This is a genomic window from Ectopseudomonas toyotomiensis (assembly GCF_900115695.1).
Lineage (GTDB): Bacteria > Pseudomonadota > Gammaproteobacteria > Pseudomonadales > Pseudomonadaceae > Aquipseudomonas > Aquipseudomonas toyotomiensis.
The window spans coordinates 28,967-54,740 of the sequence record NZ_FOXK01000016.1 but is presented as its reverse complement, the minus strand read 5'-3'; the positions used below and the strand labels follow the sequence as shown (position 1 = coordinate 54,740).

The following is a 25,774-nucleotide window of genomic DNA, read 5'->3' as shown; positions in this document are numbered from 1 at the left end:
AGGATTTGGGGAGAGGCATACCGGCGGCAGCCCGGCTCAGCCCCAGCGCATGACTGCGCACAACCACAACAGCGATAGCAGCGACGCTATCCACACGCTCCAGTCGGTCACGCCTATCACCAGCAGGTGCAGGTAGGCGCTGCCGAGCAGACCGATGAACAACCGATCACCCCGGGTGGTGGTGATCGGCAGAAAACCCTTGCGCTCGACGCACGGCCAGCGCAGCTCGACCAGCGTCATGCCGGCCAGCAGTACGGCGATGCCGCCGAAGAACAGCGCGGTTGGTAGAGTCCAGGCCATCCAGCTCATGACGAACCTCCCTTACACGCGACCGAGGGCGAAGCCCTTGGCCACATGGTTGCGAACGAACCAGATCACCAGCATCCCCGGAAGGATGGTCAGTACCCCGGCAGCAGCCAGCACACCCCAGTCGATGCCCGAGGCGGACACGGTACGGGTCATCACCGCCGCGATGGGCTTGGCGTCCACCGAGGTCAGGGTGCGCGCCAGCAGCAGCTCGACCCAGGAGAACATGAAACAGAAGAAGGCGGTGACGCCGATGCCGGAGCGGATCAGCGGAATGAAGATCTTCACGAAGAACTTGGGGAAACTGTAGCCGTCGATATAGGCCGTCTCGTCGATTTCCTTCGGCACGCTGGACATGAAGCCTTCGAGAATCCACACCGCCAGCGGCACGTTGAACAGGCAGTGCGCCAACGCCACGGCGATATGGGTGTCGAACAGACCGATGGACGAATAGAGCTGGAAGAACGGCAGCAGGAACACCGCCGGTGGCGCCATGCGGTTGGTCAGCAGCCAGAAGAACAGGTGCTTGTCGCCAAGAAAGCGATAGCGCGAGAAGGCATAGGCCGCCGGCAGCGCCACGCTGAGTGAGATCAGGGTGTTGAGGCTGACGTAGTACAGCGAATTGAGGTAGCCCTCGTACCAGCTGCGGTCGGTGAAGATCACCCGGTAGTTGTCCAGGGTGAAGCTCTGCGGCCACAGGCTGAGGCCACCGAGGATCTCCGTATTGCTCTTGAACGACATGTTCAGCAGCCAGTAGATCGGCACCAGCAGGAACAGGAAATAGATCAGCAGTACCAAGCGTTTGCGTAGCGTCATGGTCGGCCTCAGCGGGTTTTGTCGTCGTGGGTCATGGCGGTGTAGAACAACCAGGACACCAGCAGGATGATCAGGAAGTACACCAGCGAGAACGCCGCGGCCGGGCCCAGGTCGAACTGGCCGATGGCCATTTGCGTCAGGGTCTGGCTGAGGAAGGTGGTGGCGTTGCCCGGCCCGCCGCCGGTGAGCACGAACGGCTCGGTGTAGATCATGAAACTGTCCATGAAGCGCAGCATCACCGCGATCAGCAGCACGCTTTTCAGCTTGGGTAGCTGGATGTGGCGGAACACCGCCCAGTTCGACGCGCGGTCGATGCGCGCGGCCTGGTAATAGACGTCGGGAATGGCGCGCAGGCCGGAGTAGCACAACAGCGCCACCAGCGACGTCCAGTGCCACACATCCATGATCAGCACCGTCACCCAGGCATCCATGGTGTTGGAGGCATAGTTGTAGCTGATGCCCAGCTTGTTCAGCACCCAGCCCATCAGGCCGATGTCGGCGCGGCCGAAGATCTGCCAGATTGTGCCCACCACGTTCCACGGGATCAGCAGCGGAATGGCCATCAGGATCAGACACAGCGACGCCCAGCGCCCGCGTGTCGGCATGCACAGGGCGATGGCGATGCCCAGCGGGATCTGGATCAGCAGCACGCAGGCGGAAAAGATGAACTGGCGCAGCAGCGAGTCGTGCAGGCGCGGGTCCTGCAGTACCTGGCGATACCAGTCGACGCCGACGAAGTAGCGCGTGGACGGATCGAAGATATCCTGCACCGAGTAGTTGACCACCGTCATCATCGGCACGATGGCGCTGAACGCCACCAGCAGGAATACCGGCAACACCAGCCACCAGGCCTTGTTGTTCTGCACCTTCATGGCGCCACCTCCACCAGGTAGTCGTCGGCATAGAGCATCAGCCACTGTGCCGGAAAGCTCAGGTAAACCTGCTCATACGGCACCGGCTGATCCTCCTGCAGGCGCACCTTGAGCACCTGCCCGTCGAGGTCGAAGGTGAGAATCTTGTAGGTGCCGAGATCCTCGACGTGCAGCACCCGGCCGCACAGTGCGTCTTCGTAAGCGCCCTCCCAGATATGCACGAACTCGGGACGGATACCCACCTGCAGGCGTTTGCCATCCAGCTCGGCGAGGCGCCGGTTGAGCGCGTCGGACAGCGGTAGCACAGTATCCGCGAAGCGCACCCCGCCCGCGCAGCGCTGCACCTCGATCAGGTTCATGCCGGGGCTACCGATGAAATAGCCGACGAAGGTGTGCCCGGGACGCTCGAACAGCTCGCGCGGCGTGCCGAACTGGACGATCTGCCCGCCGTACATCACCGCGATCTTATCGGCGAAGGTGGAGGCCTCCAGCTGGTCGTGGGTGACGTAGACCATGGTGATGTTGAACTGCTCGTGGATCTGCTTGAGCTTGCGCCGCAGCTTCCATTTCAGGTGTGGGTCGATCACCGTCAGTGGCTCGTCGAAGAGGATCGCCGAGACGTCGTCACGCACCAGGCCGCGGCCCATGGAGACCTTCTGCTTCTCGTCGGCGGTGAGGTTGCGCGCCTTCTTGTGCAGCAGCGGATGCAGTTCCAGCACCTCGGCAATCTCGTGCACCTTGCTCATCACCCGCGCCTCGTCCATGCCCTGGTTGCGCAGCGGAAAGGCCAGGTTGTCGAACACCGTCATGGTGTCGTAGACCACCGGAAACTGGAAAACCTGGGCGATGTTGCGCTCTTGCGGCGACAGCCTGTTGACCGCCTTGCCGTCGAACTGCACCTCGCCCTGCGACGGGCTGAGCAGGCCGGAGATGATGTTGAGCAACGTGGACTTGCCGCAGCCTGACGGCCCCAGCAGCGCATAGGCGCCGCCCTGCTGCCAGACATGGTTCATCTCGCGAATCGCGTAGTCTTCCGGCGCCTTCGGCACGCCGCTGTAGCTGTGCGCGAGGTTATGCAAGCGAATCTCGGCCATCAGGCGGCCCTCCCCTGGCGGCGACTAGGCGCCTGCACCAACTGCCCATCAGCGGCGAAGACGAACAGCTTGTGGGTCGGGATGTAGATCAGGATCGGCGTATCCACCGCGTACTCGTGCACGCCCGGCAGGTGCAGCACCAGCACGAACTGCTCGTTGCGCACGTGAAGGAAGGTTTCCGAGCCGCTGATCTCGGCCAGCTCCACGGTTACCGCCAGCTCCAGATCATCGTCATTGGACGGCACCAGGCCGATATGGCTGGGACGCACGCCAAAGCGGTACTCACCCTCGGCGATGCCGCGCAGATCGGGGTTGAGCGGAAAATGCACGCAATCGGCGAAGCTCACCTCAGTGCCACTGATGCGTCCAGGCAGCAGGTTGATCGCCGGTTCCGAGAACAGCTCGGCGGCCAGCATCTGCCGCGGACGGTGGTAGACCTCGGCGGTCTTGCCGCTCTGCACCACCCGCCCCTCATGCAGGATGGTGGTGGTGCCGCCCAGGGCCAGCGCCTCGTTGGGCTCGGTAGTGGCATAGATGGCGATGGTGTGGCGCGCCTGGAACAGCTCGCGCATCTCCTGACGCAGCTCCTCGCGCAGTTTGTAGTCGAGGTTGACCAGGGGCTCGTCGAAGAGAATCAAGGATGCGTCCTTGACCAGCGCCCGCGCCATGGCCGTGCGCTGCTGCTGGCCACCGGACAGCTCCAGCGGATAGCGCGACAGCAGCTTGTCGATGCGCAGCATGCGCGCGGTGGCCTCGACCTTCTCGACGATCTGCTCCTTGGCCACACCGGCCTGACGCAACGGCGAGGCGATGTTCTCGAACACCGTCAGGGTCGGGTAGTTGATGAACTGCTGATAGACCATCGACACGTTGCGCTGACGCACCGGCACACCCGTGACATCGGCGCCGTTCATCAGCACCCGGCCGCTGCTGGGCCGATCCAGACCGGCCATCAGCCGCATCAGGCTGGTCTTGCCGGCCAGGGTGCGGCCGAGCAGGACGTTGAAGGAACCCGGTTCGAAACTCAGGCAGGCATCGTCGATATGCACCTGGCCGTCGACGATACGGGTGACGTGTTCGAGCTTGAGCGACATGGCCTGTCCTTTTTCTTGTCGTGCCATTCGGTTTCGAACACCTACAGCGACAAGCGTGCCAGACCGCCATGAATCGGAATATCCAACTGATATTTAAGATAAAAAGTGCGAAATCGGGTTGCTGCACGATCTTCGACTGAACACTTTTGAACAGTCAGATGTGAACAACTGAACAATTCGTTCGTTGACATTGAACAGTCATGAACGAAACTGGATCGATCGCGGCGCAGATCGCGAACCGACAAGAAGAGATCACCCCATGACAGAAGCTGCCCGTGCCCCGGCGCACGACGCCATCATCCAGGAGTCCTGGTCGCGCTGCCGTGACTACGGCCTGACCCACCAGAGTGCGCCCCGCTTCGACCCACCGTCTGCCGGCGAACTTTCGGCCCTGCTGGAAAGCCGCCAGGCCCTGGTGCAGACCACCCACCAGGAAGTGCTGCCCTACTACGGCACCATCCTTTCCAATTCCAACTGCCTGATCATGCTGGCCGACGAGCAGGGCCGGCTGCTGCAATCCTGGGGTGACCAGCGCTTCATCGAACCGCGCCAGGCCGCCGGCTTCGTCGCTGGCGCCAGCTGGCTGGAACGCTACACCGGCACCAACGCCATCGGCACTGCGCTCAGTTGTGGCCAGGCCGTGCACATCCAGCACGATGAACACTTTCTCAAGGCCAACCGTTTCATGACCGGCTCGGCCTCGCCGATCTTCGACGAGCAAAGGCGCATGATCGCCGTGCTCGATGTGTCCAGCGACAGCTACCTGCCGCCAGCGCACACCCTGGGTATGGTCAAGATGATGAGTCAGTCGGTGGAGAACCGCCTGATCCTCAAGCTGTTCGCCGACCAGTATCACCTGCTCAGCTTCAACACCAGCCTGGATAACCTCGACAGCCCCTGGGCCGGCCTGGTGGTGTTCGACGAGCAGGGCCATGTGGTGTCCGCCAACCGCCGCGCCGATAACCTGCTCGGCCAACCCCTGACCTACGGCGCCATCGAGCAGCTGTTCGACGTGCCGCTGCAACAGCTGCTCAACCAACCGGACGGTCAGCCCTTCAGCCTGCGCACCAGCGGTCATTTTCGCTTTCACGCTCGAGTACGTCGCCCTGCCCGACCCGCTCCGATCCAGCCTCGCGACTTCCGCCCGCAAGCTACCCAGAGCACGCCGCAAGAGCCACGCCTGCATACCCTGAGCGCTGGAGATGCGCGTATGGACAAGGCCGTACGCCAGGCCGAACGCCTGCTGGAGAAGGACATTCCGATCCTGATTCAGGGCGAAACCGGTGCCGGCAAGGAGGTTTTCGTCAAGGCCCTGCACCAGGCCAGTTCGCGCGCCAGTCAGCCGTTCATTGCGGTCAATTGCGCAGCCATTCCGGCGGAGCTGGTGGAGTCGGAGCTGTTCGGCTACGAGAAAGGTGCCTTCACTGGCGCCAGTCAGAAGGGCCACATCGGCCTGATCCGCAAGGCGCACAAGGGCACCCTGTTTCTCGACGAGATCGGCGACATGCCGCTGCGCGTGCAGGCCCGGCTGCTGCGTGTACTGCAGGAGCGCTGCGTGCAACCGCTGGGCAGCAGCGAGCTGCATCCGGTCGACGTGCGCCTGGTCTCCGCGACCAACCGCCCGCTGCGCCAGGACGTCGACAGCGGCCAGTTCCGCGCCGACCTGTACTACCGCATCAGCGGCCTGAACCTGGAGCTGCCGCCACTGCGCGAACGCAGCGACAAGCAGGCGCTGTTCCATAAACTGTGGGAGCAGCACCGTGAACCCCACCAGCGCGCGGGTATCAGCCGCGAGGTACTGGAGCTGTTTCAGCACCATCCCTGGCCAGGCAACCTGCGCCAACTCAGCAGCGTGCTGCGCGTGGCGCTGGCCATGGCGGACGATCAGCCCATCCGCGCCGAACACCTGCCGGACGACTTCTTTCTCGACCTGCCGACGGACACGACCCTGCAAGCGCACCCCGAGTCCGACGATCTGGCCAGCCAGTACCAGGCCTGCGGCGGCAACATTTCCTACCTTGCCCGCCACCTCGGCCTGAGCCGCAACACACTGTACAAGCGCCTACGCGAACAGGGCGTCAGACCCTGACGGCACGCCGGGTCTTTATGCCCAGCCGCCAGCCCTGCTGCATGCCCGCGGCCGCCAGCAGGATGGCTGCCACACCGAGCCACTGCAGCGGGTTGAGCCAGTGATCGAAGGCCAGCCAGTCGACGAGGATCGCCGCCACCGGGTAGATGAACGACAGCGCGCCGGTCAGCGCCGTCGGCAGTTTCTGGATGGCGCCGTAGAGCAGCATGTACATCAGCCCGGTATGCACCACACCCAGGGTTACCAGGCTGGCCCAGGCCGCCTCGCCTTGCGGCAGCTGATGCCCAGCCAGGGGCGCCAGCATCAGCACGCCTGTCAGCAGCTGAATAAGCGCGATCAGATGCGGCGGCGTAGCGCTGAGGCGTTTGACGATCAATGCCGCGACCGCATAGAGCAGCGCCGCCCCCAGCGCCAGCACGATGCCCAGCAGGTAGTTGCCGCCGGCCACCGCGCCCCGCCCGTGGGCACTGACGATGGCCAGCATGCCGATGAAAGCAAGCGCCAGCCAACCGAGCTTGAGCCAGGTGATGCGCTCACCGAGAAACAGCGCCGCCAGGCCCACCAACATGAAAGGCTGGACGTTGTAGACCACGGTACTGACGGCGATGGAGGCCTGCGCGTAGGAGGCGAACAACAGCAACCAGTTGCCGACGATGGCCAAGCCGCTAAGCACCGCCAGCAGCAATACGCGCCGCCCCAGAAGCTCGGCGCGCAGCAGGCCGAGCACAGCGCAGACCAACAGCAACATGCCGCCGCCGATCAGGCAGCGCCAGAACACCACATCCACCACGGCCTGGCCGGATACCAGGACGAACCAACCGATGGTGCCGGAAATCAGCATGGCGGCGACCATTTCCAGCGAGCCGCGTTTGAGATTGTTATCCATGAGGGAGCCTCTTCGAGAGATGACGATAATTATCCGAAGGTGCAACTTCCCTCTCCATGGAGAATCTGAGGCAGAATCCAGTCCTCGCCTTTTTTACAACGGCAGTTTCCGGCTTTTACCTAACGAGGCCTGCAATGACCGATGAAATCGACCAGACCCTGATCGCCGCCCTGATGGAAGATTCGCGGCGTTCACTGAAAGCCCTGGCGCAGATCAGTGGCCTGTCCTCCCCGAGCGTGGCCGAACGGCTGCGCCGCCTGGAGGAACGCGGCGTGCTCAAGGGCTATACGGTGGAGATCGATCCGCGCCATTTCGGCTATCAGTTGCAGGCCATCGTTCGCGTGCGGCCGCTGCCCGGCAAGCTGCATGAAGTGGAGCGACTGATTCAGGCCACGCCCGAGTTCACCGAATGCGACAAGGTCACCGGCGAGGACTGCTTCGTGGCTCGCCTGCACGTGCGCTCCATGGAGCAACTGGACGAGGTGCTCGACCGCATCAACGGCTACGCCGAAACCAACACTGCCATCGTCAAGAAGACCTCGGTTCCCCGCCGCCTGCCCCCAATGAACTGACAAGGAACGATCATGCGCCCATCCCTTCGCCCCCTGCTCGTCACGCTCGGCCTTTGCCTGGGCAGCCAATCGGCCTCAGCCGAGCTGAACCAGGCCGTCGACGCAGCAGTTAAACCGGTGATGCAGACCTATGCCATCCCCGGCATGGCCATCGCCATAAGCCACAAGGGCCAGCAGCATTTCTTCGAATACGGCGTCGCCTCACGTGAAAGCGGCCAGGCGGTGGATCGCCACACCCTGTTCGAACTGGGCTCGATCAGCAAACTCTTCACCGCCACCCTCGGCGCCTACGCCGAAGCGCGCGGCACGCTGAACCTCAGCGACAACGCCAGCCAATATCTGCCAGAGCTACGCGGCACTGCCTTCGATCACATCAGCCTGCTGGATCTGGCCACCTACACCCCGGGTGGCCTGCCACTGCAATTTCCGGACGCGGTCAGCAACGAACGGCAGATGCTCGACTACTACCGCAACTGGCAGGCGGTCTATCCTCCGGGTATGCAGCGGTTGTATTCCAACCCCAGCATCGGCCTGTTCGGCCACCTGGCAGCGGCCAGTCTGGCCGCGCCGTTCCAGAAACTGATGGAACAGGACCTGCTGCCACAACTGGGCATGCAGGAAAGCTATGTACACATACCGGCAGAGCAGATGGCGCGTTATGCCTGGGGCTACCGCGACGACAAGGCCGTGCGCGTAAGTCCCGGTGCGCTGGATGCCGAAGCCTACGGTTTGAAATCCACTGCTGCCGACATGCTGCGCTTCATCGACGCCAACCTGCACCCTGACAAGCTGCCCGCACCACTGCGTCAGGCCGTCAGTTCCACCCATCGCGGTTACTACCAGGTTGGTGACATGACCCAGGCCCTGGGCTGGGAGCGCTATGCCTACCCCATCAGCCTGACGAAGCTGCAGGCCGGCAACTCTGCAGAAATGGCGCTGCAACCCCAGCAGGTGGAGCGCTTCAGCGTGCCCAAGCCAGCCGAAGGCGACCTGCTGCTGAACAAAACCGGCTCGACCAACGGTTTCGGCGCCTACATTCTGCTGCTACCGGCGCGCGATACCGGCCTGGTCATACTCGCCAACCGTAACTACCCCAATGCCGAGCGCGTACGCCTGGCGTTGCAGTTGCTCGAGAGCCTCGAACCCTAGGCTGGTTTACAAGGCATCGGTGCGCAGGATGCGCACCTTACGCTTACAGACTGCGCGCGATCACCATCCGCTGCACGTCGCTGGTGCCTTCGTAGATCTGGCAGACGCGCACATCGCGGTAGATGCGCTCGACCGGAAAGTCCTTGAGGTAGCCGTAGCCACCTAGCGTCTGGATCGCCGCCGAACACACCCGTTCGGCCATCTCCGAGGCGAACAGCTTGGCCATCGACGCTTCGGTCAGGCATGGCTGGCCCGCCTCGCGCAGGCTGGCGGCGTGATGCACCATCTGCCGCGCCACGGCGATCTGCGTGGCCATGTCGGCCAGGCGAAAGGCCACTGCTTGGTGTTCGATGATCGGCTTGCCAAAAGTCACCCGCTCGTGGGCGTAATCACGCGCCGCCTCCAACGCGGCCCGCGCCATGCCCACCGACTGCGCGGCGATACCGATGCGTCCACCTTCGAGGTTGGCCAGGGCAATGCGATAGCCTTCGCCCTCCTCACCCAAACGCAGCTCTGCCGGAATACGCACTTCGTCGAACTGGAGCTGGCAGGTGTCGGAGGCGTGCTGGCCGAGCTTGTCCTCGACCCGCACCACCGAGAACCCTGACGTATCGGTAGGCACGATAAAGGCGCTGATGCCCTTCTTGCCGGCTTGCGGATCGGTGACGGCGAAGACGATGACCATGCCGGCGTGGCTGCCAGAAGTGATGAACTGCTTGGCGCCATTGAGGATGTAGTGATCGCCATCGCGAAGGGCGCGGGTGCGTAGATCGCTGGCGTCGGAGCCGGCCTGCGGCTCGGTGAGGGCGAAGGCACCGAGCATGCTGCCCTCGGCCAGCGGGCGGAGAAAGCGCTGTTTCTGTGCCTCACTGCCGTATTTGAGGATCGGCATGCAGCCCACCGAGTTGTGCACGCTCATGATGGTAGAGCAGGCGCCATCGCCAGCTGCCACCTCCTCCAGGGCCATGGCGTAAGCCAGGTGACCGGTTTCGGCACCGCCCCACCGCTCCGGCACCAGCATGCCCATGAAACCCAGCTGGCCCATCTCGGCGATGGCCTCAGCCGGGAAACGATGCTCGCGGTCCCAGTCGGCAGCAAAGGGCTTGAGCCGTTCCTGGGCGAACTGGCGGGCCATGTCACGGATCAGTAGTTGTTCTTCGTTGGGCAGCATGGCTGGCTCCATACATAGGGTGCGCCGTGCGCACCGCTGATTGGCAGAAACTCTAGGTGCGCACAGCGCACTCTGCGGGTCGGTTCAATACAACTCGATGGCTACAGCGGTGGCTTCACCGCCGCCAATGCATACGGACGCCACACCACGCTTGAGACCTCGCTGCTGCAACGCTGCCAACAGGGTCACCAGGATACGAGCGCCGGAGGCGCCAATGGGATGTCCCAGGGCGCAGGCGCCACCGTTCACGTTGAGTTTGGCGTGGTCGATGCCCAATTCACGCATGGCCACCATGGGCACCACAGCGAACGCCTCGTTGATCTCGAACAGATCGACCGCCTCCAGCGGCCACTCGATACGCGCCAGCAAGCGCTGGATCGCCGACACTGGGGCCGTGGTGAACAGGTTCGGCGCCTGAGCATGGCCGGCATGACCGATGATACGCGCCAGCGGTTTCAGACCACGCTCCTGAGCCTCGGACAGGCGCATCATCAGCAGCGCGGCTGCGCCATCGGAAATGGAACTGGCATTGGCCGCCGTGACCGTGCCGCCCTCACGGAACGCCGGCTTCAAGCCAGGGATCTTGTCCGGCCGGGCCTTGGGCGGCTGCTCGTCGGTATCGACCAGGCGTCGCTCACGCCCCTGTGGCGCTTCCACAGCGACGATCTCACTGGCGAAACTGCCGTCCGTTATCGCCTGCTGGGCGCGGCGCAGCGACTCCAGGGCATAGGCGTCCTGCTCCTCACGACTGAAGCGATACTGCTGCGCACAATCCTCGGCGAAGGTGCCCATCAGCCGGCCGCGCTCGTAGGCGTCCTCCAGGCCGTCGAGGAACATGTGGTCGAGCACCTGACCATGGCCCATGCGATAACCGCCACGGGCGCGCGCCAGCAGATACGGCGCGTTGGACATGCTCTCCATGCCGCCAGCCACCAGCACCTCGCTGCTACCGGCGAGCAGCTGGTCATGACCGAGCATCAATGCCTGCATACCGGAGCCACACATCTTGTTCAGCGTGGTGCACTGCACCGCCTGGCTCAGCCCGGCGCCCAATGCGGCCTGGCGCGCCGGTGCCTGGCCCTGGCCGGCCTGCAACACGCAGCCCATCAATACCGTGTCCACCGCCTCGGCCGCGAGCCCGGCACGCTCCAGGGTCGAGCGGATGGCGACGGCGCCCAGCTCGGCCGCAGTAAGGCCGGCCAGATCACCAAGAAAGCCCCCCATGGGCGTGCGCACTGCACTGACGATAACGACGGGATCGAGTTGCTGTTTCATGGGTTTCACCTTCGAATCACATGGCCCGGCTGCAATCCGGGAAAGTATGTGGGGGCCCCGGATTGCATCCGGGCTAGCTATCGGTTACTTCGCCGCCATGCGCAGCGCGCCGTCGAGGCGGATCACTTCACCGTTGAGCATCGGGTTCTCGACGATATGCCGCACCAGTGCGGCGTATTCGTCCGGCCGACCCAGCCGCGGCGGGAACGGCACGTTGGCCGCCAGCGAATCGCGTACCTCCTGCGGCATGCCGGCCATCATTGGCGTCTCGAACACGCCGGGGGCAATGCACATCACACGGATGCCCGAGCGCGCCAGATCACGCGCCGCCGGCAGCGTCAGTGCGGCGACGCCGCCCTTGGACGCAGCGTAAGCGACTTGGCCCATCTGCCCGTCGAACGCCGCCACCGAGGCGGTATTGATGATGACCCCACGCTCGCCCTCAGCGTTCGGCGTGTTCTGCGCCATGGCCTCGGCAGCCAGGCGCAACAGGTTGAAGCTGCCGATCAGATTGATCTCGACGGTACGGCGGAAACTGTCCAGGCCATGTGCACCGTTGCGGCCCAGTACCTTCTCGGCCGGCGCGACCCCGGCGCAATTGACCAGCCCGTGCAGTGCGCCGAACGCCGCCAACGCCTGCGCCACGGCGGCCTGGCCATCCTCCTCGCGGGTGATATCGGCGCATACGAAACGGGCGTTGCCACCCAGTTCGGCGAGGGCCTGCTGGCCCGCTGCTGCGTTGATATCCAGCAGCACTACCTTGCCACCGCACCCGACCAGCTCGCGGGCTGTGGCCAGGCCAAGACCAGAGGCGCCGCCGCTGATCAGGAATACGGATTCGTCGATACGCATGCTCAACCTCTGTGATTGTTGTGGAGTGAGATTGACAGCCAGATTTGCACAGGTTTACGTTAACGTAAAGGTAAACGAGCAATGACCATGGCAACCACCTACTCCATCTCCGATCTGGCCCGCGAACTGGACATCACCACCCGCGCCATTCGCTTCTACGAGGAGCAAGGCATGCTCGCGCCGGAGCGGCGTGGCCAGGAACGCGTCTACAGCGCCAAGGACAAGGTGACGCTGAAACTCATCCTGCGCGGCAAGCGCATCGGCTTCTCGCTGGCCGAATGCCGCGAGCTGATCGAGCTCTACGACCCGGAAACCGGCAGCCGCAAGCAGCTGGAGACCTTCATGGGCAAGATCGCCGAGCGCCGTCTGCAGCTTGAGCAGCAATTACTGGATATCCAGCAGATGCAGCTGGAACTGGATACGGCCGAGGAGCGCTGTCTCGCTGCCTTGGCCGAAACGACCGCGTAACCGCCCCCACGACAAGAACAACAGCAGGTGACCCCATGAGCTACCCCACCCTCAATTTCGGCCTCGGCGAAACCCTCGACATGCTGCGCGACTCGGTACATCAGTTCGCCCAGAACGAGCTGGCGCCACGTGCCGCGCAGATCGACCGCGACAACGAATTCCCCATGGACATGTGGCGAAAGTTCGGTGACATGGGCCTGCTCGGCATGACGGTCAAGGAAGAGTACGGCGGCACCGACATGGGCTATCTGGCGCATGTGCTGGCCATGGAAGAGATCAGCCGTGCCTCGGCCTCGGTGGGTCTGTCCTACGGTGCGCATTCGAATCTGTGCGTCAATCAGATCCACAAGAACGGTAGCGAGGCGCAGAAGCAGAAGTACCTGCCCAAGCTGTGCTCCGGCGAGCATATCGGCGCTCTGGCAATGAGCGAGCCCAATGCCGGTTCCGACGTGGTGTCGATGAAGCTGCGCGCGGAAAAACGCGGCGACCGCTATGTGCTCAACGGCAACAAGATGTGGATCACCAACGGCCCGGATGCCCACACCTACGTGATCTACGCCAAGACCGACATCAACGCCGGCTCGCGCGGCATGACCGCTTTTATCGTCGAGCGTGACTTCAAGGGCTTCTCCCGCCACCAGAAGCTGGACAAGCTGGGCATGCGCGGTTCCAACACCTGCGAGCTGGTGTTCGAGGATTGCGAGGTGCCGGAAGAGAACATCCTCGGCGTCGAAGGCGGTGGCGTGCGCGTACTGATGAGCGGCCTCGACTACGAGCGCACCGTGCTCTCCGGCGGCCCGACCGGGATCATGAGCGCCTGCATGGACGTGGTGCTGCCCTACGTGCATGAGCGCCAGCAGTTCAAGCAGTCCATCGGCGAATTCCAGCTGGTGCAAGGCAAGCTCGCCGACATGTACGCCGGCATGAATGCCTCCAAGTCCTACCTGTACAACGTGGCCAAAGCCTGCGACCGCGGCGAGGAATCACGCAAGGACGCCGCCGCGGTGATCCTCTACACCGCCGAGATGGCCACCAAGATGGCCCTGGATACCATCCAGCTACTGGGCGGCAACGGTTACACCAACGAGTACCCGGCCGGCCGCCTGCTGCGCGACGCCAAGCTCTACGAGATTGGCGCCGGCACCAGCGAAATCCGCCGCATGCTGATCGGCCGCGAGCTGTTCAACGAAACGAAATAAGCCCGTAGGGTGCGCTGTGCGCACCACCCAAAACAGCATGGTGCGCACGGCGCACTCTACGACGGTAGCCAGAAACGGAGCGCGCCAGATGGCCATCCTGCATACCCAGATCAACACCCGCTCCCCGGAGTTCGCCGCCAACCAGGCCGCCATGCTCGCCCAGGTGGACGAACTGCGCGCCCTGCTCGCCCGCATCCACCAAGGTGGCGGCGCCAAGGCGCAGGAGCGCCACACCTCGCGTGGCAAGTTGCTGCCGCGCGAACGCATCAACCGCCTGCTCGATGCCGGCTCGCCCTTTCTCGAGATCGGCCAGCTCGCCGCCCATGAGGTCTACGGCGAGGACGTACCGGCTGCCGGGGTGATCGCCGGAATCGGTCGTGTCGAAGGTGTCGAGTGCATGATCGTGGCCAACGACGCCACGGTAAAAGGCGGCTCCTACTACCCGCTGACGGTGAAGAAACACCTACGCGCCCAGACCATCGCCCGCGAGAACCGCCTGCCCTGCATCTACCTAGTGGACTCCGGCGGTGCCAACCTGCCGCGCCAGGACGAGGTGTTCCCGGATCGCGAGCACTTCGGCCGGATCTTCTTCAACCAGGCCAACATGAGCGCGCTGGGCATTCCGCAGATCGCCGTGGTCATGGGTTCATGCACTGCCGGTGGTGCCTACGTGCCGGCCATGAGTGACGAGACCATCATGGTGCGCGAACAGGCGACCATCTTCCTCGCCGGCCCGCCCCTGGTGAAGGCTGCCACCGGGGAGGTGGTGAGCGCCGAGGAACTCGGCGGCGCCGATGTGCACTGCAAGACCAGCGGTGTGGCCGACCACTATGCCGAGGACGACGAACACGCCCTGGCCCTGGCCCGACGCAGCATCAGCAATTTGAACTGGCGCAAGCTCGGCCAGCTCGACGCCCGCGCCCCCATCGCCCCACGCTACGCTGCCGAGGAGCTGTACGGGGTGATCCCGGCCGACGCCAAGCAACCCTTCGATGTGCGCGAGGTGATCGCGCGTATCGTCGACGACTCGCAGCTGGATGAATTCAAGGCGCTGTTCGGCACCACCCTGGTGTGCGGCTTCGCCCGCATCAATGGCTACCCGGTGGCGATCCTGGCGAATAACGGCATCTTGTTTGCGGAATCGGCGCAGAAAGGCGCGCACTTCGTCGAACTGGCCTGCCAGCGTGGCATTCCGCTGCTGTTCCTGCAGAACATCACTGGCTTCATGGTGGGCAAGAAATACGAAGAAGGCGGCATCGCCAAGCACGGCGCCAAGCTGGTCACCGCCGTGGCCTGCGCCCAGGTGCCGAAGTTCACCGTGATCATCGGCGGCAGCTTCGGCGCCGGTAACTACGGCATGTGCGGCCGCGCCTACGACCCACGCTTCCTGTGGATGTGGCCCAACGCGCGGATCGGCGTGATGGGCGCTCAGCAGGCCGCCGGCGTACTGGTGCAGGTCAAGCGCGAGCAGGCCGAGCGCGCCGGTCAGCATTATTCCGACGAGGACGAACAGCGCCTCAAGCAACCCATCGTCGAGCAGTACGAGCAGCAGGCGCATGCCTACTACTCCAGCGCGCGGCTCTGGGACGACGGTGTGATCGATCCGGCGCAGACCCGTGAGGTGCTGGCCCTGGCCCTGTCCGCCAGCCTCAACGCACCGATCGAACCGACCCGTTTCGGGGTGTTCCGCATGTGATGACCAACTCCCCTCTCCCGTGAATGGGAGAGGGAGCAAAAAGCAGATTCCGGAATTGACCATGACCGACTTCACCAGCATACAGCTTGAGAAAGACCCACGCGGCTTCGCCACCTTGTGGCTGAACCGCCCGGAGAAAAACAACGCCTTCAACGCCGAGATGATCCGCGAGCTGATCCTTGCCCTCGATGCCGTCGGTGAAGACAAGAGCCTGCGTTTCCTCCTGCTGCGTGGCCGTGGCAAGCACTTCTCCGCCGGCGCCGATCTGGCCTGGATGCAGCACGCCGCCACCCTCGATTACAACGCCAACCTGAACGACGCCCGCGAGTTGGCCGAGCTGATGTACAACCTGCACGGACTGAAGATCCCCACACTGGCCGTCGTCCAGGGCGCGGCCTTCGGCGGCGCAGTGGGCCTGGCCAGTTGCTGCGACATGGCCATCGGTGCCGAGGACGCGCTGTTCTCGCTGTCGGAGGTACGCATTGGCCTCGCTCCGGCAGTGATCAGCCCCTTCGTCGTACAGGCCATTGGAGAACGGGCGGCCAAGCGTTACGCGCTTACTGCCGAGCGCTTCGACGGCAAGCGTGCCCGCGAACTGGGCCTGCTCGCCGAGTGCTTTCCGATTGGCGAGCTGGACGCTCAGGTCGAAGCCTGGGTCGTCAATCTGCTGCACAACAGCCCGCAAGCCATGCGCGCCAGCAAGGATCTGCTGCGTGAAGTGGGCAGTGGCGAGCTGACCCCTGCCCTACGTCGCTACACCGAGAACGCCATCGCCCGCCTGCGCGTCAGCGCCGAGGGCCAGGAAGGCCTGCGCGCCTTCCTGGAAAAACGCCAACCTTCCTGGCAGGAGCAATGACCATGATCGACACCCTGCTGGTCGCCAACCGTGGCGAAATCGCCTGCCGCGTGATGCGCACGGCCAAGGCCATGGGCATTCGCAGCGTGGCCGTACACAGCGCTATCGATACCAGCGCACGGCATGTGCGCGAAGCCGACCTGGCGGTGAATCTCGGCGGCGCCAAGCCTGGCGAAAGCTACCTGCTGATCGACAAGATCATCGCCGCCGCCAAGGCCAGCGGCGCGCAGGCCATTCACCCCGGCTACGGTTTTCTCTCGGAGAACGCCGGCTTCGCCCGTTCTATCGAACAAGCCGGATTGATCTTCCTCGGCCCCCCCGCCTCTGCCATCGAAGCCATGGGCAGCAAGTCGGCGGCCAAATCGCTGATGGAGGCCGCCGGCGTGCCGCTGGTGCCGGGCTACCACGGTGAGAAGCAGGATATCGACAACTTCCGCGAGGCCGCCAAACGCATCGGCTACCCAGTGCTGCTCAAGGCCGCTGCCGGCGGCGGTGGCAAGGGCATGAAGGTGGCCGAGTCGGAGGCGCAGCTCGCCGAGACGCTGGAATCCGCGCAGCGCGAAGCGCAGTCGGCGTTCGGCGACTCGCGCATGCTGGTGGAAAAATACGTGCTCAAGCCGCGCCATGTGGAGATCCAGGTGTTCGCCGACCAGCATGGCAACTGCCTGTACCTCAACGAGCGCGACTGCTCGATCCAGCGCCGCCACCAGAAGGTGGTCGAGGAGGCGCCGGCGCCTGGCCTGAGCCCCGAGCTGCGCCGCGCCATGGGCGAAGCTGCGGTCAAGGCGGCGCAGGCCATCGGCTACGTCGGCGCCGGCACGGTGGAATTTCTGCTCGACGAGCGTGGCGACTTCTTCTTCATGGAGATGAACACCCGCCTGCAGGTCGAGCATCCGGTCACCGAAGCCATCACCGGGCTCGACCTGGTGGCCTGGCAGATTCGCGTCGCTCGCGGCGAACCGCTGCCGATCACCCAACAGCAGGTGCCGCTCAACGGCCATGCGATCGAGGTGCGGTTGTACGCCGAAGACCCGGATCACGATTTTCTCCCCGCCACCGGCACCCTGGCGCTGTACCGCGAAGCCGCCAACGGTGACGGCCGGCGCGTCGACAGCGGCGTGGCCGAGAGCGACAGCGTCTCACCCTTCTACGACCCGATGCTGGGCAAGCTGATCGCCTGGGGCGAGAACCGCGAGCAGGCGCGCCTGCGCCTGTTGGCCATGCTCGGCGATACCCTGGTCGGCGGCGTGAAGACCAACCTGGCGTTCCTGCGTCGCATCCTCGCCCATCCGGCTTTCGCCGCATGCGAGCTGGATACGGGTTTTATCCCGCGCCATCAGCAGCAGTTGCTGCCCGCTCCGGGGGAGTTACCGGAGGCGTTCTGGCAACTGGCAGCCGATGCCTGGGTACAGAGCGAGGCGCCGCTGCAACGCAACGACGACCCGCATTCGCCCTGGGCCACCCGCAGTGGCTGGCGCGCCGGCAGCAAAGCGGAAATCGAGCTGCACCTGAGCAGCCAGGGCCAGAGCCGCAAGGTGCGCGCGAGCAACCGGGCGTGCTTGCAGGGCGAAGCGCTGCTGGCGGAGATCGACGGCACGCGCCAGCGTCTACGCGCCATTCGCCGTGGCGAAACCCTCTACCTGCAATGGGACGGTGAACTGCACGCGATCACACGCTTCGACCCCATCGCGGCCGCCGAAGCCAGCCACGCCCAGCATGGTGGCTTGAGCGCGCCAATGAACGGCAGCATCGTCCGTGTGCTGGTCGAACCCGGCCAGGCAGTCGAAGCCGGAGCAGCCCTGGTGGTACTGGAGGCGATGAAGATGGAGCACAGCATTCGTGCGCCGGGAGCCGGGACGGTCAAGGCGCTTTACTGCCGCGAAGGCGAAATGGTCAGCGAAGGCGCCGTGCTGGTGGAGCTCGCCCCCTAGGGAGGATCACGCTTCACCGACCTACCGCATGCGCCTTGGACAAGGTGGACATGAAAAGCGATGTCCACCCTACGCAACTGATATACACAGTCGCTTAGGGTGGGCTTCAGCCCACCGATTCAACTCGCTCTACCACGTCTTGCCGCAGACGGTGCGCACAGCGCACCCTACGGCATCCGCAACACCCGTGAGGACACCCTGATGAGCTTGCCCAAATCCGTACGCCTGGTCGAAGTCGGCCCGCGCGACGGCCTGCAGAACGAGAAGCAACCGATCAGCGTCGCCGACAAGGTACGCCTGGTGGACGATCTGACAGCAGCCGGTCTGAGCTATATCGAGGTAGGTAGCTTCGTCTCGCCCAAATGGGTGCCGCAGATGGCGGGCTCTGCTGAGGTGTTCGCCGGCATTCAGCGCCAGCCGGGCGTCACCTACGCCGCTCTTACCCCCAATCTGAAAGGCCTCGAAGCCGCGCTGGAGGCAAAAGTCGAGGAAGTGGCGGTGTTCGCCGCCGCCAGCGAGGCCTTCTCACAGAAGAACATCAACTGCTCCATCGCCGACAGCCTGCAGCGCTTCGTACCGCTGATGGAGGCGGCGAAGGCGGCGGACGTGCGCGTACGCGGCTACGTTTCCTGCGTACTGGGCTGCCCCTACGATGGCGAAATCGCGCCCGAGCAGGTCGCCAGCGTCGCCCGCGAGCTTTACGCCATGGGCTGCTACGAGGTGTCGCTGGGCGATACCATCGGCACCGGCACCGCTGGCAAGACGCGCTCGATGCTCGAGGTGGTCGGCCGCGACATCCCGCGCGACAGGCTCGCCGGGCATTTCCACGACACCTATGGCCAGGCCCTGGCCAACATCTACGCCAGCCTGCTCGAAGGCATCAATGTGTTCGACAGCTCGGTGGCCGGCCTGGGCGGCTGTCCCTACGCCAAGGGCGCCACCGGCAACGTCGCCACCGAAGACGTGCTCTACCTGCTGCAGGGCCTGGGCATCGAGACTGGCGTGGAGATCGACAAACTGATCGCTGCAGGACAACGCATCTGCAACGTGCTGGGCAAGGCCAACGGCTCGCGGGTCGCGCGTGCTCGCCTGAGCCGATAGATGTCATCGCCTTCCGCACTGCAGGAGCGGATTCATCCGCGATTTTCGCGGCTAAAGCTGCTCCTACAAGGGGCTGCAGCGTATCGCCCCGTCGTTTTGTCCAGAGTTTCGGAACCGGAGAAAGTCGGTGCGATAGCAGCAAAGGTCGTCTGAGTTAAAGGTCAAATGCCCCGAACGCACTAAGCTGAAGCCCAGGGACAAGAACGACGAGGACTGACCATGCAGCAACCTCTGTGGACGCCATCCGCCGAGCGTATCGCCGCCAGCCGAATGGATGCCTTCCGCCGTTTCATCAACGACCGCCATGCCCTGCACCTGGCCGACTACCCTGCCCTGCATGCCTGGAGCGTCGAGCAGCGCGAAGCCTTCTGGCAGGCCATCGTCGATTTCTTCCAGATCCACTTCCACGCGCCCGCCGAACGTGTACTACGCGAAGGCCCGGCAATGCCCGACGCACAGTGGTTTCCCGGTGCCACCCTGAATTTCGCCGAGCATCTGCTGCGCCGCCGTGACGGTCATCCAGCACTGGTGGCCATCGGCGAAGATGGCAGTCGCGAACAGCTCAGCCATGCGCAACTGGCTGCCCATGTCGCCGGGCTGCAACGCGCCCTGCAGAACGCGAGCGTGGGCACCGGTGATCGGGTGGCTGCATTCATGCCCAACACCTGGCAGACCGTGGTGGGCATGCTCGCCAGCGCCAGCCTCGGCGCCACCTGGTCGAGCTGCTCGCCGGATTTCGGCACCCAGGGGGTCATTGATCGTTTCGGCCAGATCGAACCCAAGGTGCTGATCGCCGCTGCTGGTTATCGCTATGCCGGCAAGCGAATCGACCTGACCGACAAGCTGAACGAAATCCTCCCGCAACTGCCCAGCCTGGAACGGCTGGTTATCGTGCCCTACTCACGCGACGAGGCCAGCCCTACTGATTACAAGTCAGTTGCACTGACGACCCTCTGGCAGGATTTCTACCAACCCGGCGGCGCGCCGCAGTTCACGCCAGTGCCCTTCGACCAACCGCTGTATATCCTCTACTCCAGCGGCACCACCGGCGTGCCCAAGTGCATCGTCCACGGCGTCGGCGGCACCCTGCTGCAACACGTCAAGGAGCTGGGCCTGCATACCGACCTCGGGCCCGACGACACCCTGTTCTACTACACAACCTGCGGCTGGATGATGTGGAACTGGCTGATTTCCGGCCTGGCCCTGGGCGCCACGCTGGTGCTCTACGACGGCTCGCCCTTCCATCCCGAACCTACCCGCCTGATCGATCTGATCGACGCCGAGGACATCTCCATCTTCGGCACCAGCGCCAAATTCATCGCCGCACTGGAGAAAGCCGGCGTCATACCTCGTGAAAGCCATAAGCTGAGCAGCCTCAAGGCCATTCTTTCCACTGGCTCGCCACTGGCCCACGAGAGCTTCGAGTACATCTACCGCGACGTGAAACGTGACCTGTGCCTGTCGTCGATTTCCGGCGGCACCGACATCGTCTCCTGCTTCGCCCTGGGCAACCCGACTCTGCCAGTCTGGCGCGGTGAACTGCAGTGCAAGGGCCTGGGTATGGATGTGCAGGTGTGGAACGACAATGGCCAGGCGGTGACAGGGGAAAAAGGTGAACTGGTCTGCGCCAGACACTTTCCTTCAATACCGGTGGGCTTCTGGAACGACGCAGACGGCGAGAAATTCCGCGCTGCCTATTTCGCCACGTTCCCCGGCGTCTGGGCCCACGGCGATTATGCCGAGGAAACCGCTCATGGCGGCCTGGTCATCCACGGCCGCTCCGACGCCGTGCTCAACCCGGGCGGCGTACGCATCGGCACCGCAGAGATCTATCGCCAGGTGGAAAAGGTGCCGCAGGTGCTGGAGTCCATCGTCATTGGCCAGGATTGGCAGGGCGATGTGCGCGTGGTGCTGTTCGTGCGTCTGCGTGATGGCGTGAGGCTGGACGACAACCTGCGCGAAGAGGTTCGCCGAGTGATCCGCACCAACACCACGCCGCGACACGTGCCGGCGAAAATCATCCAGGTCGCCGATATCCCGCGCACCCTCAGCGGCAAGATCGTCGAGCTAGCAGTACGCAACGTCGTCCACGGCCGCCCGGTGAAGAACACCGATGCCTTGGCAAACCCACAAGCGCTGGAGCTGTATCGCAGCCTGGCAGAGCTGCGAGACGAGTTGTAGCCATAAGCCACCAGTCAGAAAAAATCACTATACTGGCGCCATTTTTTCGTCTTCACAGCAGCTGAGTCCCGGCCAAGGCCAACTCGGCAAATGGCAAGGTGGCGGCATGAACATCATCCAGCGCAACAACGTTCAACGCTTGAAAGCGAAAACGGCCGATGCTCCAACGCTCATCTATGGCCACGGCTTCGGTTGCAATCAGGAGATGTGGAGCAAGGTCACGCCGGCCTTCACCGAGCATTGGCACCAGGTGCTGTTCGACTATGTCGGCAGCGGGCGCTCCGATGCCAACGCCTTCCACCCTGCCCGCTATGCCCAGCTGGAGGGATACGTAGAAGACCTTCTGGAAGTGTGCGACGCCCTTGAACTCTCGGGTGATCTGACCTTCGTTGGCCACTCGATCAGTTGCAGCGTCGGCATTCTTGCTGTCATCAGGCGGCCCGAGCTGTTCTCCCGGCTGATTCTTCTCGGCCCCTCCCCCTGTTTTCTCAACGATCCGCCCGACTATCGCGGTGGGTTCGAACGCAGTGACCTGGAGGGACTGCTGGAGCTGATGGCCCATAACTATCTGGGCTGGGCCCAGCAGTTCGCACCACTGGTATCGGCCGACGAGACTCCCGCAGTCACCCGGCAGCTCTCCGACAGCTTCTGCTCGACCGACCCAATCATGGCCCATGCCTTCGCTCAAGCCACCTTCTTCTCCGATATCCGCCCGGCGCTAGAGTCGTGCCCGTCGCCCAGCCTGATCCTGCACCACCAGCGTGATGCACTGGTTCCGACATCAGTTGCCGACTATCTGCATAGCGCACTCGCGGGCAGCACCCTGGAAACGCTGGACGTCAGCGGCCATTGCGCGCACATGAGCCATCCTGAACTGGTGAGCGCCGCCATGCATCGCTACCTGCAGGGAGCACGCGCACGTGCTCTATCTTGATCGCCTACCCGGCCCGGTACTGGTCACTGACTGCAACGGCCGAATCAAGCACTCCAATTGCGATTTCAAGCGCCTGGCAGGTGCGGGCGCGACCGAAGGCATGGACCAGTTCTTTCCACCGGCCAGTCGCATCTTCCTGCAAACCCACGCCTGGCCCCTGTTGCTGCGCAACGGCGAGTTCAGTGAGCTTTACCTGCAACTGCAATCAGAAAATGGCCAGGCAATACCCGTCATGGCCAACGCACGCATCAGCGAAGTCGATGGCGTACCGGAGGTCATCTGGCTGTTCTTCGTCGCCAAGGATCGCCAACGTTTCGAAGCAGAGCTGCTCAAGGCTCGCGAACAGGCGCAGGAAAGCGCAGCACAACTGGCCAAGGCCAACCTGGCGCTGCAGAGCGCCTACGCCCAGATGGCCAACTACGCGGTGGAAATTCAGAGTGAAGCCGAGCAGCTTGCACAACTGAGCCATACCGACCCTCTCACTGCGTTGAGTAATCGCAGGGCGCTGTCAGTGCACGTCGAGCAGTGGCTCGGCAGCGTCAGCGACATGGCTTGCGGCAGCCTCCTTCTGATCGATATCGACCACTTCAAACAGATCAATGATCGCTTCGGCCACGCCGAGGGCGATCGCGTTCTGGTGGATATGGCGCAACGTCTTCTGGCCAGCGTACGCAGTGGCGACAGCGTGGTGCGCTACGGCGGCGAAGAGTTCGCGATATGGCTGCCCAACGCCGATCTCGCTGAAGCCAGCGACATCGCCGAGCGCGTGCATGATCAGATCAAGGCGCTTGAGGTCGCCAGCGAAGCGGTCACGGTAAGCATCGGCATCGCCAGCCTGAAACCCTGCGAACGCTACCTGGAGCGCCTGCTCGCGGCAGCCGACAAGGCCCTCTACACCGCGAAAGCACAGGGCAGGAACCGCAGCATTCGGCACGAGTAGCTGCGTGCGCCAGAACGCCCGCCGCCCAAATGCCCTCTATACTTCTGCCACAGTGACAGCGGAAAGCTCCCAGTGCCCACCCCCCTCTGCCTGCTCGTTGCCCTGCTCATTGCTGGAGCTGCAACGGCCGATGAGCCAGTCAAGCTGTACATGCCGGACGCACCACCCCTGACGTTGCATCATTACGAGGGCGGCCACGGCATGGCAGGTGACGTGGTGCTGGCCGCGCTGGCCAGGATCGGCAAACTTACCGACATCGTCGCCGAACCCTGGCCAAGAGCCCAGATCAGCGTATCCAGGGGCAGGAACATGCTGATCATTCCCCTGTCGCGCACGCCCGAGCGCGAGGAGCTATATACCTGGATTGCCTCGATCATGGAGCTGGAGCGCGCCTTCTTCAGCCTCGACGAACCCGTCGAGAACTTCGCCCAGGCCCGAGAGCGCTATCGCCGCATAGGTGTCGGCCTGGGCACGGCGCAAGTGGGCATCCTGCAGCGTGAAGGCTTCAGCGACGAGCAGATCGTGCAACTCAAGCTGGGCGAAAACCCGACTCATCTGCTCAGCCTTGGACGTATCGACGCCTGGTTCACCGGGGTGCCGGAGGCGCTGTACATCTGGGAAAGCTCGGCCTATCGCGAGCAGAATCTGCGCAGGAGCCCGACCCTGGCCAGTACCGGCCTGTATCTGGGCTGCTCGAAGGACTGCGACGGGGATCTGGTCGCACAGCTGCGCGCCGCCATCAGCGAACTGGAACAGGAGGGTGTCAGTCAGCGACTGCGTCAGGCCTATCTGCCGCTGCAGCCCGACCCCTAGGCTCTGTACGAAAAATGCCTGCGCTCGGTGATGCTGCGTTAAAAACAGGCTCAGAATGCTCATTTACAGCACGTAAACTGCGCTTCTTCGCCTGTTTTTGCGGGGCCGCCATCGGTATTGCCTGACCTTCGCTCGGCAACTTTTCGTACAGACCCTAAATCCCCTGCCGCCCCGGGTCTTCCGGCGGTTGCTCCTGCTCGATATCCTCCAGTTTCAGCTCCAGCCCCCAGTCAACTGCGGCAGCGGCTTTCGGTGCAGGAGCCGGCGCTACCACCGGCGCAGCGGCGGCGGGTGCAGGCTTGGCATTGGCCGGATTGTCGCGATGGAGCTTGAGCTTCAGGCGCACGTTGTTCGCCGAGTCGGCGTTCTTCACCGCCTCCTCTTCGTCGATCGCACCTTCGTGCACCAGGTCGATCAGCGCCTGATCGAAGGTCTGCATGCCGAGGTTCTTGGATTTCTCCATGATTTCCTTGAGCTCGGAAAACTCGTTGCGCTTGATCAGATCGCGCACCGTCGGCGTACCCAGCATCACCTCCACCGCGGCGCGGCGCTTGCCGTCGACGGTCTTGACCAGACGCTGCGAAACGAATGCCTTGAGGTTGTTGCCCAGGTCGTTTAGCAGTTGCGGGCGGCGATCCTCGGGGAAGAAGTTGATGATGCGATCCAGCGCCTGGTTGGCGTTGTTGGCATGCAACGTGGAAATCGCCAGGTGCCCGGTATCAGCGAAGGCCAGGGCATGCTCCATCGTCTCGCGGTCGCGGATCTCGCCGATCAGAATCACGTCCGGTGCCTGGCGCAGGGTGTTCTTCAGCGCGGCATGGAAGCTGCGGGTGTCCACGCCCACCTCACGCTGGTTGATGATCGATTTCTTGTGCCGGTGCACGTACTCCACCGGGTCTTCGATGGTGATGATATGGCCGCCGCTGTTGCGGTTGCGGTAGTCGATCAGCGCCGCCAGGGAAGTCGACTTGCCCGAGCCGGTACCGCCGACGAACAGCACCAGGCCGCGTTTTTCCATCACCGTGCCGAGCAGCACTTCGGGCAGTTTGAGGTCTTCGAAGCGCGGAATATCCAGCTTGATGTTGCGCGCGACGATGGACACCTCGTTGCGCTGCTTGAAGATATTGATGCGAAAACGCCCCACACCGGCCAACGATATCGCCAGGTTCATCTCCAGTTCGCGCTCGAATTCCTCACGCTGGGCACTGTCCATGATCGAATCGGCAATGGCCGCCACATCGCCCGCCTTCATCGGCTCCTGGCTCAGCGCCTTGAGCACGCCATTGAACTTCGCGCAGGGCGGCGCGCCGGTAGACAGATAGAGATCGGAACCATCCTGAGTGGACAGGATTTTCAGCATTGCTTGGAGATCCATGGCGGCGTTTCCGTGAGCGCGATTGAAATACCATAGGCCATGATTCATCCGCGCCGCGGACAACACACAACCAATAAAATTGACGCCATTCTGCTGGCGCAATG

General features: G+C 63.6%; 23 protein-coding genes. 13 read left to right on the top strand and 10 right to left on the bottom strand.

Annotated elements, in window-relative coordinates:
* Positions 1-36 precede the first annotated feature (36 nt).
* The 5 genes from BM186_RS24615 to BM186_RS24595 are packed head-to-tail and all read right to left on the bottom strand — an operon-like array spanning position 37 to position 4,182.
* Positions 37-309 (bottom strand): DUF2160 domain-containing protein, encoded by a 273-nt coding sequence (locus tag BM186_RS24615; RefSeq protein WP_003239937.1) that lies wholly within the window; start codon positions 307-309, stop codon positions 37-39.
* Between the two features lie 12 nt (positions 310-321).
* Positions 322-1,122 (bottom strand): carbohydrate ABC transporter permease, encoded by an 801-nt coding sequence (locus tag BM186_RS24610; RefSeq protein WP_017676715.1) that lies wholly within the window; start codon positions 1,120-1,122, stop codon positions 322-324.
* 8 nt (positions 1,123-1,130) lie between these two features.
* Positions 1,131-1,994: a carbohydrate ABC transporter permease gene (locus tag BM186_RS24605; RefSeq protein WP_074919016.1), complete on the bottom strand. Its 864-nt coding sequence runs from the start codon at positions 1,992-1,994 to the stop codon at positions 1,131-1,133.
* Complete coding sequence (locus tag BM186_RS24600) at positions 1,991-3,088, bottom strand: ABC transporter ATP-binding protein (RefSeq protein ID WP_074919015.1); 1,098 nt, start codon at positions 3,086-3,088, stop codon at positions 1,991-1,993. The genes BM186_RS24605 and BM186_RS24600 overlap by 4 nt, the downstream gene beginning before the upstream one ends.
* Positions 3,088-4,182 carry an ABC transporter ATP-binding protein gene (locus tag BM186_RS24595; protein WP_074919013.1) on the bottom strand — a complete coding sequence of 365 codons (1,095 nt, stop codon included), beginning with the start codon at positions 4,180-4,182 and terminating at the stop codon, positions 3,088-3,090. Before BM186_RS24595 ends, BM186_RS24600 begins: the two co-directional genes overlap by 1 nt.
* A gap of 259 nt (positions 4,183-4,441) precedes the next feature.
* On the opposite strand from BM186_RS24595, the gene BM186_RS24590 reads away from it, so the two are divergent.
* A complete protein-coding gene (locus BM186_RS24590; RefSeq protein WP_074919011.1) occupies positions 4,442-6,271 on the top strand; it encodes a sigma-54-dependent Fis family transcriptional regulator in 1,830 nt (609 codons plus the stop codon).
* Here the strand turns inward: BM186_RS24590 and BM186_RS24585 are convergent.
* Entirely contained in the window at positions 6,261-7,157 is an 897-nt protein-coding gene (locus BM186_RS24585; RefSeq protein ID WP_074919010.1) for a DMT family transporter, read from the bottom strand. The genes BM186_RS24590 and BM186_RS24585 overlap by 11 nt on opposite strands.
* Positions 7,158-7,291: 134 nt before the next feature.
* On the opposite strand from BM186_RS24585, the gene BM186_RS24580 reads away from it, so the two are divergent.
* Both BM186_RS24580 and ampC read left to right on the top strand, forming a co-directional pair.
* The gene (locus tag BM186_RS24580; RefSeq protein ID WP_017676709.1) at positions 7,292-7,729 is read left to right on the top strand and encodes an Lrp/AsnC family transcriptional regulator; all 438 of its coding nucleotides are present in this window, start codon (positions 7,292-7,294) and stop codon (positions 7,727-7,729) included.
* A 12-nt stretch (positions 7,730-7,741) separates the two neighbouring features.
* The gene (gene ampC / locus BM186_RS24575; RefSeq protein ID WP_074919009.1) at positions 7,742-8,878 is read left to right on the top strand and encodes a class C beta-lactamase; all 1,137 of its coding nucleotides are present in this window, start codon (positions 7,742-7,744) and stop codon (positions 8,876-8,878) included.
* A gap of 43 nt (positions 8,879-8,921) precedes the next feature.
* Here the strand turns inward: ampC and BM186_RS24570 are convergent, their stop codons facing one another.
* From BM186_RS24570 to BM186_RS24560, 3 genes are all read right to left on the bottom strand, one after another.
* On the bottom strand, positions 8,922-10,049 hold the full coding sequence (locus BM186_RS24570; protein WP_074919007.1) for an acyl-CoA dehydrogenase family protein: 1,128 nt from the start codon (positions 10,047-10,049) through the stop codon (positions 8,922-8,924).
* Positions 10,050-10,133: 84 nt separating this feature from the next.
* Positions 10,134-11,324: an acetyl-CoA C-acyltransferase gene (locus BM186_RS24565; protein WP_074919006.1), complete on the bottom strand. Its 1,191-nt coding sequence runs from the start codon at positions 11,322-11,324 to the stop codon at positions 10,134-10,136.
* 84 nt (positions 11,325-11,408) lie between these two features.
* Positions 11,409-12,176 (bottom strand): 3-hydroxyacyl-CoA dehydrogenase, encoded by a 768-nt coding sequence (locus BM186_RS24560; RefSeq protein ID WP_074919005.1) that lies wholly within the window; start codon positions 12,174-12,176, stop codon positions 11,409-11,411.
* A gap of 87 nt (positions 12,177-12,263) precedes the next feature.
* Here BM186_RS24560 and BM186_RS24555 point away from each other — a divergent pair, with 87 nt between their 5' ends.
* From BM186_RS24555 to BM186_RS24510, 10 genes are all read left to right on the top strand, one after another.
* Entirely contained in the window at positions 12,264-12,644 is a 381-nt protein-coding gene (locus BM186_RS24555; RefSeq protein WP_017676704.1) for a MerR family transcriptional regulator, read from the top strand.
* A gap of 35 nt (positions 12,645-12,679) precedes the next feature.
* Positions 12,680-13,843, top strand: coding sequence for an isovaleryl-CoA dehydrogenase (locus BM186_RS24550; protein WP_074919003.1), 1,164 nt, complete (start codon positions 12,680-12,682; stop codon positions 13,841-13,843).
* Between the two features lie 88 nt (positions 13,844-13,931).
* On the top strand, positions 13,932-15,539 hold the full coding sequence (locus BM186_RS24545) for a carboxyl transferase domain-containing protein (RefSeq protein WP_074919002.1): 1,608 nt from the start codon (positions 13,932-13,934) through the stop codon (positions 15,537-15,539).
* 61 nt (positions 15,540-15,600) lie between these two features.
* On the top strand, positions 15,601-16,395 hold the full coding sequence (locus BM186_RS24540) for a gamma-carboxygeranoyl-CoA hydratase (protein WP_074919000.1): 795 nt from the start codon (positions 15,601-15,603) through the stop codon (positions 16,393-16,395).
* A 2-nt stretch (positions 16,396-16,397) separates the two neighbouring features.
* On the top strand, positions 16,398-18,326 hold the full coding sequence (locus BM186_RS24535; RefSeq protein WP_174892501.1) for an acetyl/propionyl/methylcrotonyl-CoA carboxylase subunit alpha: 1,929 nt from the start codon (positions 16,398-16,400) through the stop codon (positions 18,324-18,326).
* 201 nt (positions 18,327-18,527) lie between these two features.
* Positions 18,528-19,427, top strand: coding sequence for a hydroxymethylglutaryl-CoA lyase (locus tag BM186_RS24530; protein WP_072423811.1), 900 nt, complete (start codon positions 18,528-18,530; stop codon positions 19,425-19,427).
* A 219-nt stretch (positions 19,428-19,646) separates the two neighbouring features.
* Positions 19,647-21,608, top strand: a complete 1,962-nt coding sequence (locus BM186_RS24525) for an acetoacetate--CoA ligase (RefSeq protein WP_074918996.1) — start codon at positions 19,647-19,649, stop codon at positions 21,606-21,608.
* A gap of 106 nt (positions 21,609-21,714) precedes the next feature.
* On the top strand, positions 21,715-22,542 hold the full coding sequence (locus BM186_RS24520; RefSeq protein WP_074918994.1) for an alpha/beta fold hydrolase: 828 nt from the start codon (positions 21,715-21,717) through the stop codon (positions 22,540-22,542).
* Positions 22,529-23,482, top strand: coding sequence for a GGDEF domain-containing protein (locus BM186_RS24515; protein WP_074918992.1), 954 nt, complete (start codon positions 22,529-22,531; stop codon positions 23,480-23,482). Before BM186_RS24520 ends, BM186_RS24515 begins: the two co-directional genes overlap by 14 nt.
* A 72-nt stretch (positions 23,483-23,554) precedes the next feature.
* Positions 23,555-24,295 (top strand): substrate-binding periplasmic protein, encoded by a 741-nt coding sequence (locus BM186_RS24510; RefSeq protein ID WP_074918990.1) that lies wholly within the window; start codon positions 23,555-23,557, stop codon positions 24,293-24,295.
* Positions 24,296-24,449: 154 nt separating this feature from the next.
* Here the strand turns inward: BM186_RS24510 and BM186_RS24505 are convergent, their stop codons facing one another.
* On the bottom strand, positions 24,450-25,670 hold the full coding sequence (locus BM186_RS24505; RefSeq protein WP_174892500.1) for a PilT/PilU family type 4a pilus ATPase: 1,221 nt from the start codon (positions 25,668-25,670) through the stop codon (positions 24,450-24,452).
* Positions 25,671-25,774 lie beyond the last annotated feature (104 nt).

What these genes read in the sequence shown, in the direction of transcription:
- BM186_RS24540 (WP_074919000.1), top strand. Translation starts at nt 15,601, where the DNA reads ATGACCGACTTCACCAGCATACAGCTTGAGAAAGACCCACGCGGCTTC.
- BM186_RS24580 (WP_017676709.1), top strand. Translation starts at nt 7,292, where the DNA reads ATGACCGATGAAATCGACCAGACCCTGATCGCCGCCCTGATGGAAGAT.
- BM186_RS24520 (WP_074918994.1), top strand. Translation starts at nt 21,715, where the DNA reads ATGAACATCATCCAGCGCAACAACGTTCAACGCTTGAAAGCGAAAACG.
- BM186_RS24615 (WP_003239937.1), bottom strand. Translation starts at nt 309, where the DNA reads ATGAGCTGGATGGCCTGGACTCTACCAACCGCGCTGTTCTTCGGCGGC.
- BM186_RS24590 (WP_074919011.1), top strand. Translation starts at nt 4,442, where the DNA reads ATGACAGAAGCTGCCCGTGCCCCGGCGCACGACGCCATCATCCAGGAG.
- BM186_RS24530 (WP_072423811.1), top strand. Translation starts at nt 18,528, where the DNA reads ATGAGCTTGCCCAAATCCGTACGCCTGGTCGAAGTCGGCCCGCGCGAC.
- BM186_RS24610 (WP_017676715.1), bottom strand. Translation starts at nt 1,122, where the DNA reads ATGACGCTACGCAAACGCTTGGTACTGCTGATCTATTTCCTGTTCCTG.
- BM186_RS24560 (WP_074919005.1), bottom strand. Translation starts at nt 12,176, where the DNA reads ATGCGTATCGACGAATCCGTATTCCTGATCAGCGGCGGCGCCTCTGGT.
- BM186_RS24505 (WP_174892500.1), bottom strand. Translation starts at nt 25,670, where the DNA reads ATGGATCTCCAAGCAATGCTGAAAATCCTGTCCACTCAGGATGGTTCC.
- BM186_RS24585 (WP_074919010.1), bottom strand. Translation starts at nt 7,157, where the DNA reads ATGGATAACAATCTCAAACGCGGCTCGCTGGAAATGGTCGCCGCCATG.
- BM186_RS24535 (WP_174892501.1), top strand. Translation starts at nt 16,398, where the DNA reads ATGATCGACACCCTGCTGGTCGCCAACCGTGGCGAAATCGCCTGCCGC.
- BM186_RS24525 (WP_074918996.1), top strand. Translation starts at nt 19,647, where the DNA reads ATGCAGCAACCTCTGTGGACGCCATCCGCCGAGCGTATCGCCGCCAGC.
- BM186_RS24605 (WP_074919016.1), bottom strand. Translation starts at nt 1,994, where the DNA reads ATGAAGGTGCAGAACAACAAGGCCTGGTGGCTGGTGTTGCCGGTATTC.
- BM186_RS24545 (WP_074919002.1), top strand. Translation starts at nt 13,932, where the DNA reads ATGGCCATCCTGCATACCCAGATCAACACCCGCTCCCCGGAGTTCGCC.
- ampC (WP_074919009.1), top strand. Translation starts at nt 7,742, where the DNA reads ATGCGCCCATCCCTTCGCCCCCTGCTCGTCACGCTCGGCCTTTGCCTG.
- BM186_RS24595 (WP_074919013.1), bottom strand. Translation starts at nt 4,182, where the DNA reads ATGTCGCTCAAGCTCGAACACGTCACCCGTATCGTCGACGGCCAGGTG.
- BM186_RS24550 (WP_074919003.1), top strand. Translation starts at nt 12,680, where the DNA reads ATGAGCTACCCCACCCTCAATTTCGGCCTCGGCGAAACCCTCGACATG.
- BM186_RS24570 (WP_074919007.1), bottom strand. Translation starts at nt 10,049, where the DNA reads ATGCTGCCCAACGAAGAACAACTACTGATCCGTGACATGGCCCGCCAG.
- BM186_RS24565 (WP_074919006.1), bottom strand. Translation starts at nt 11,324, where the DNA reads ATGAAACAGCAACTCGATCCCGTCGTTATCGTCAGTGCAGTGCGCACG.
- BM186_RS24600 (WP_074919015.1), bottom strand. Translation starts at nt 3,088, where the DNA reads ATGGCCGAGATTCGCTTGCATAACCTCGCGCACAGCTACAGCGGCGTG.
- BM186_RS24555 (WP_017676704.1), top strand. Translation starts at nt 12,264, where the DNA reads ATGGCAACCACCTACTCCATCTCCGATCTGGCCCGCGAACTGGACATC.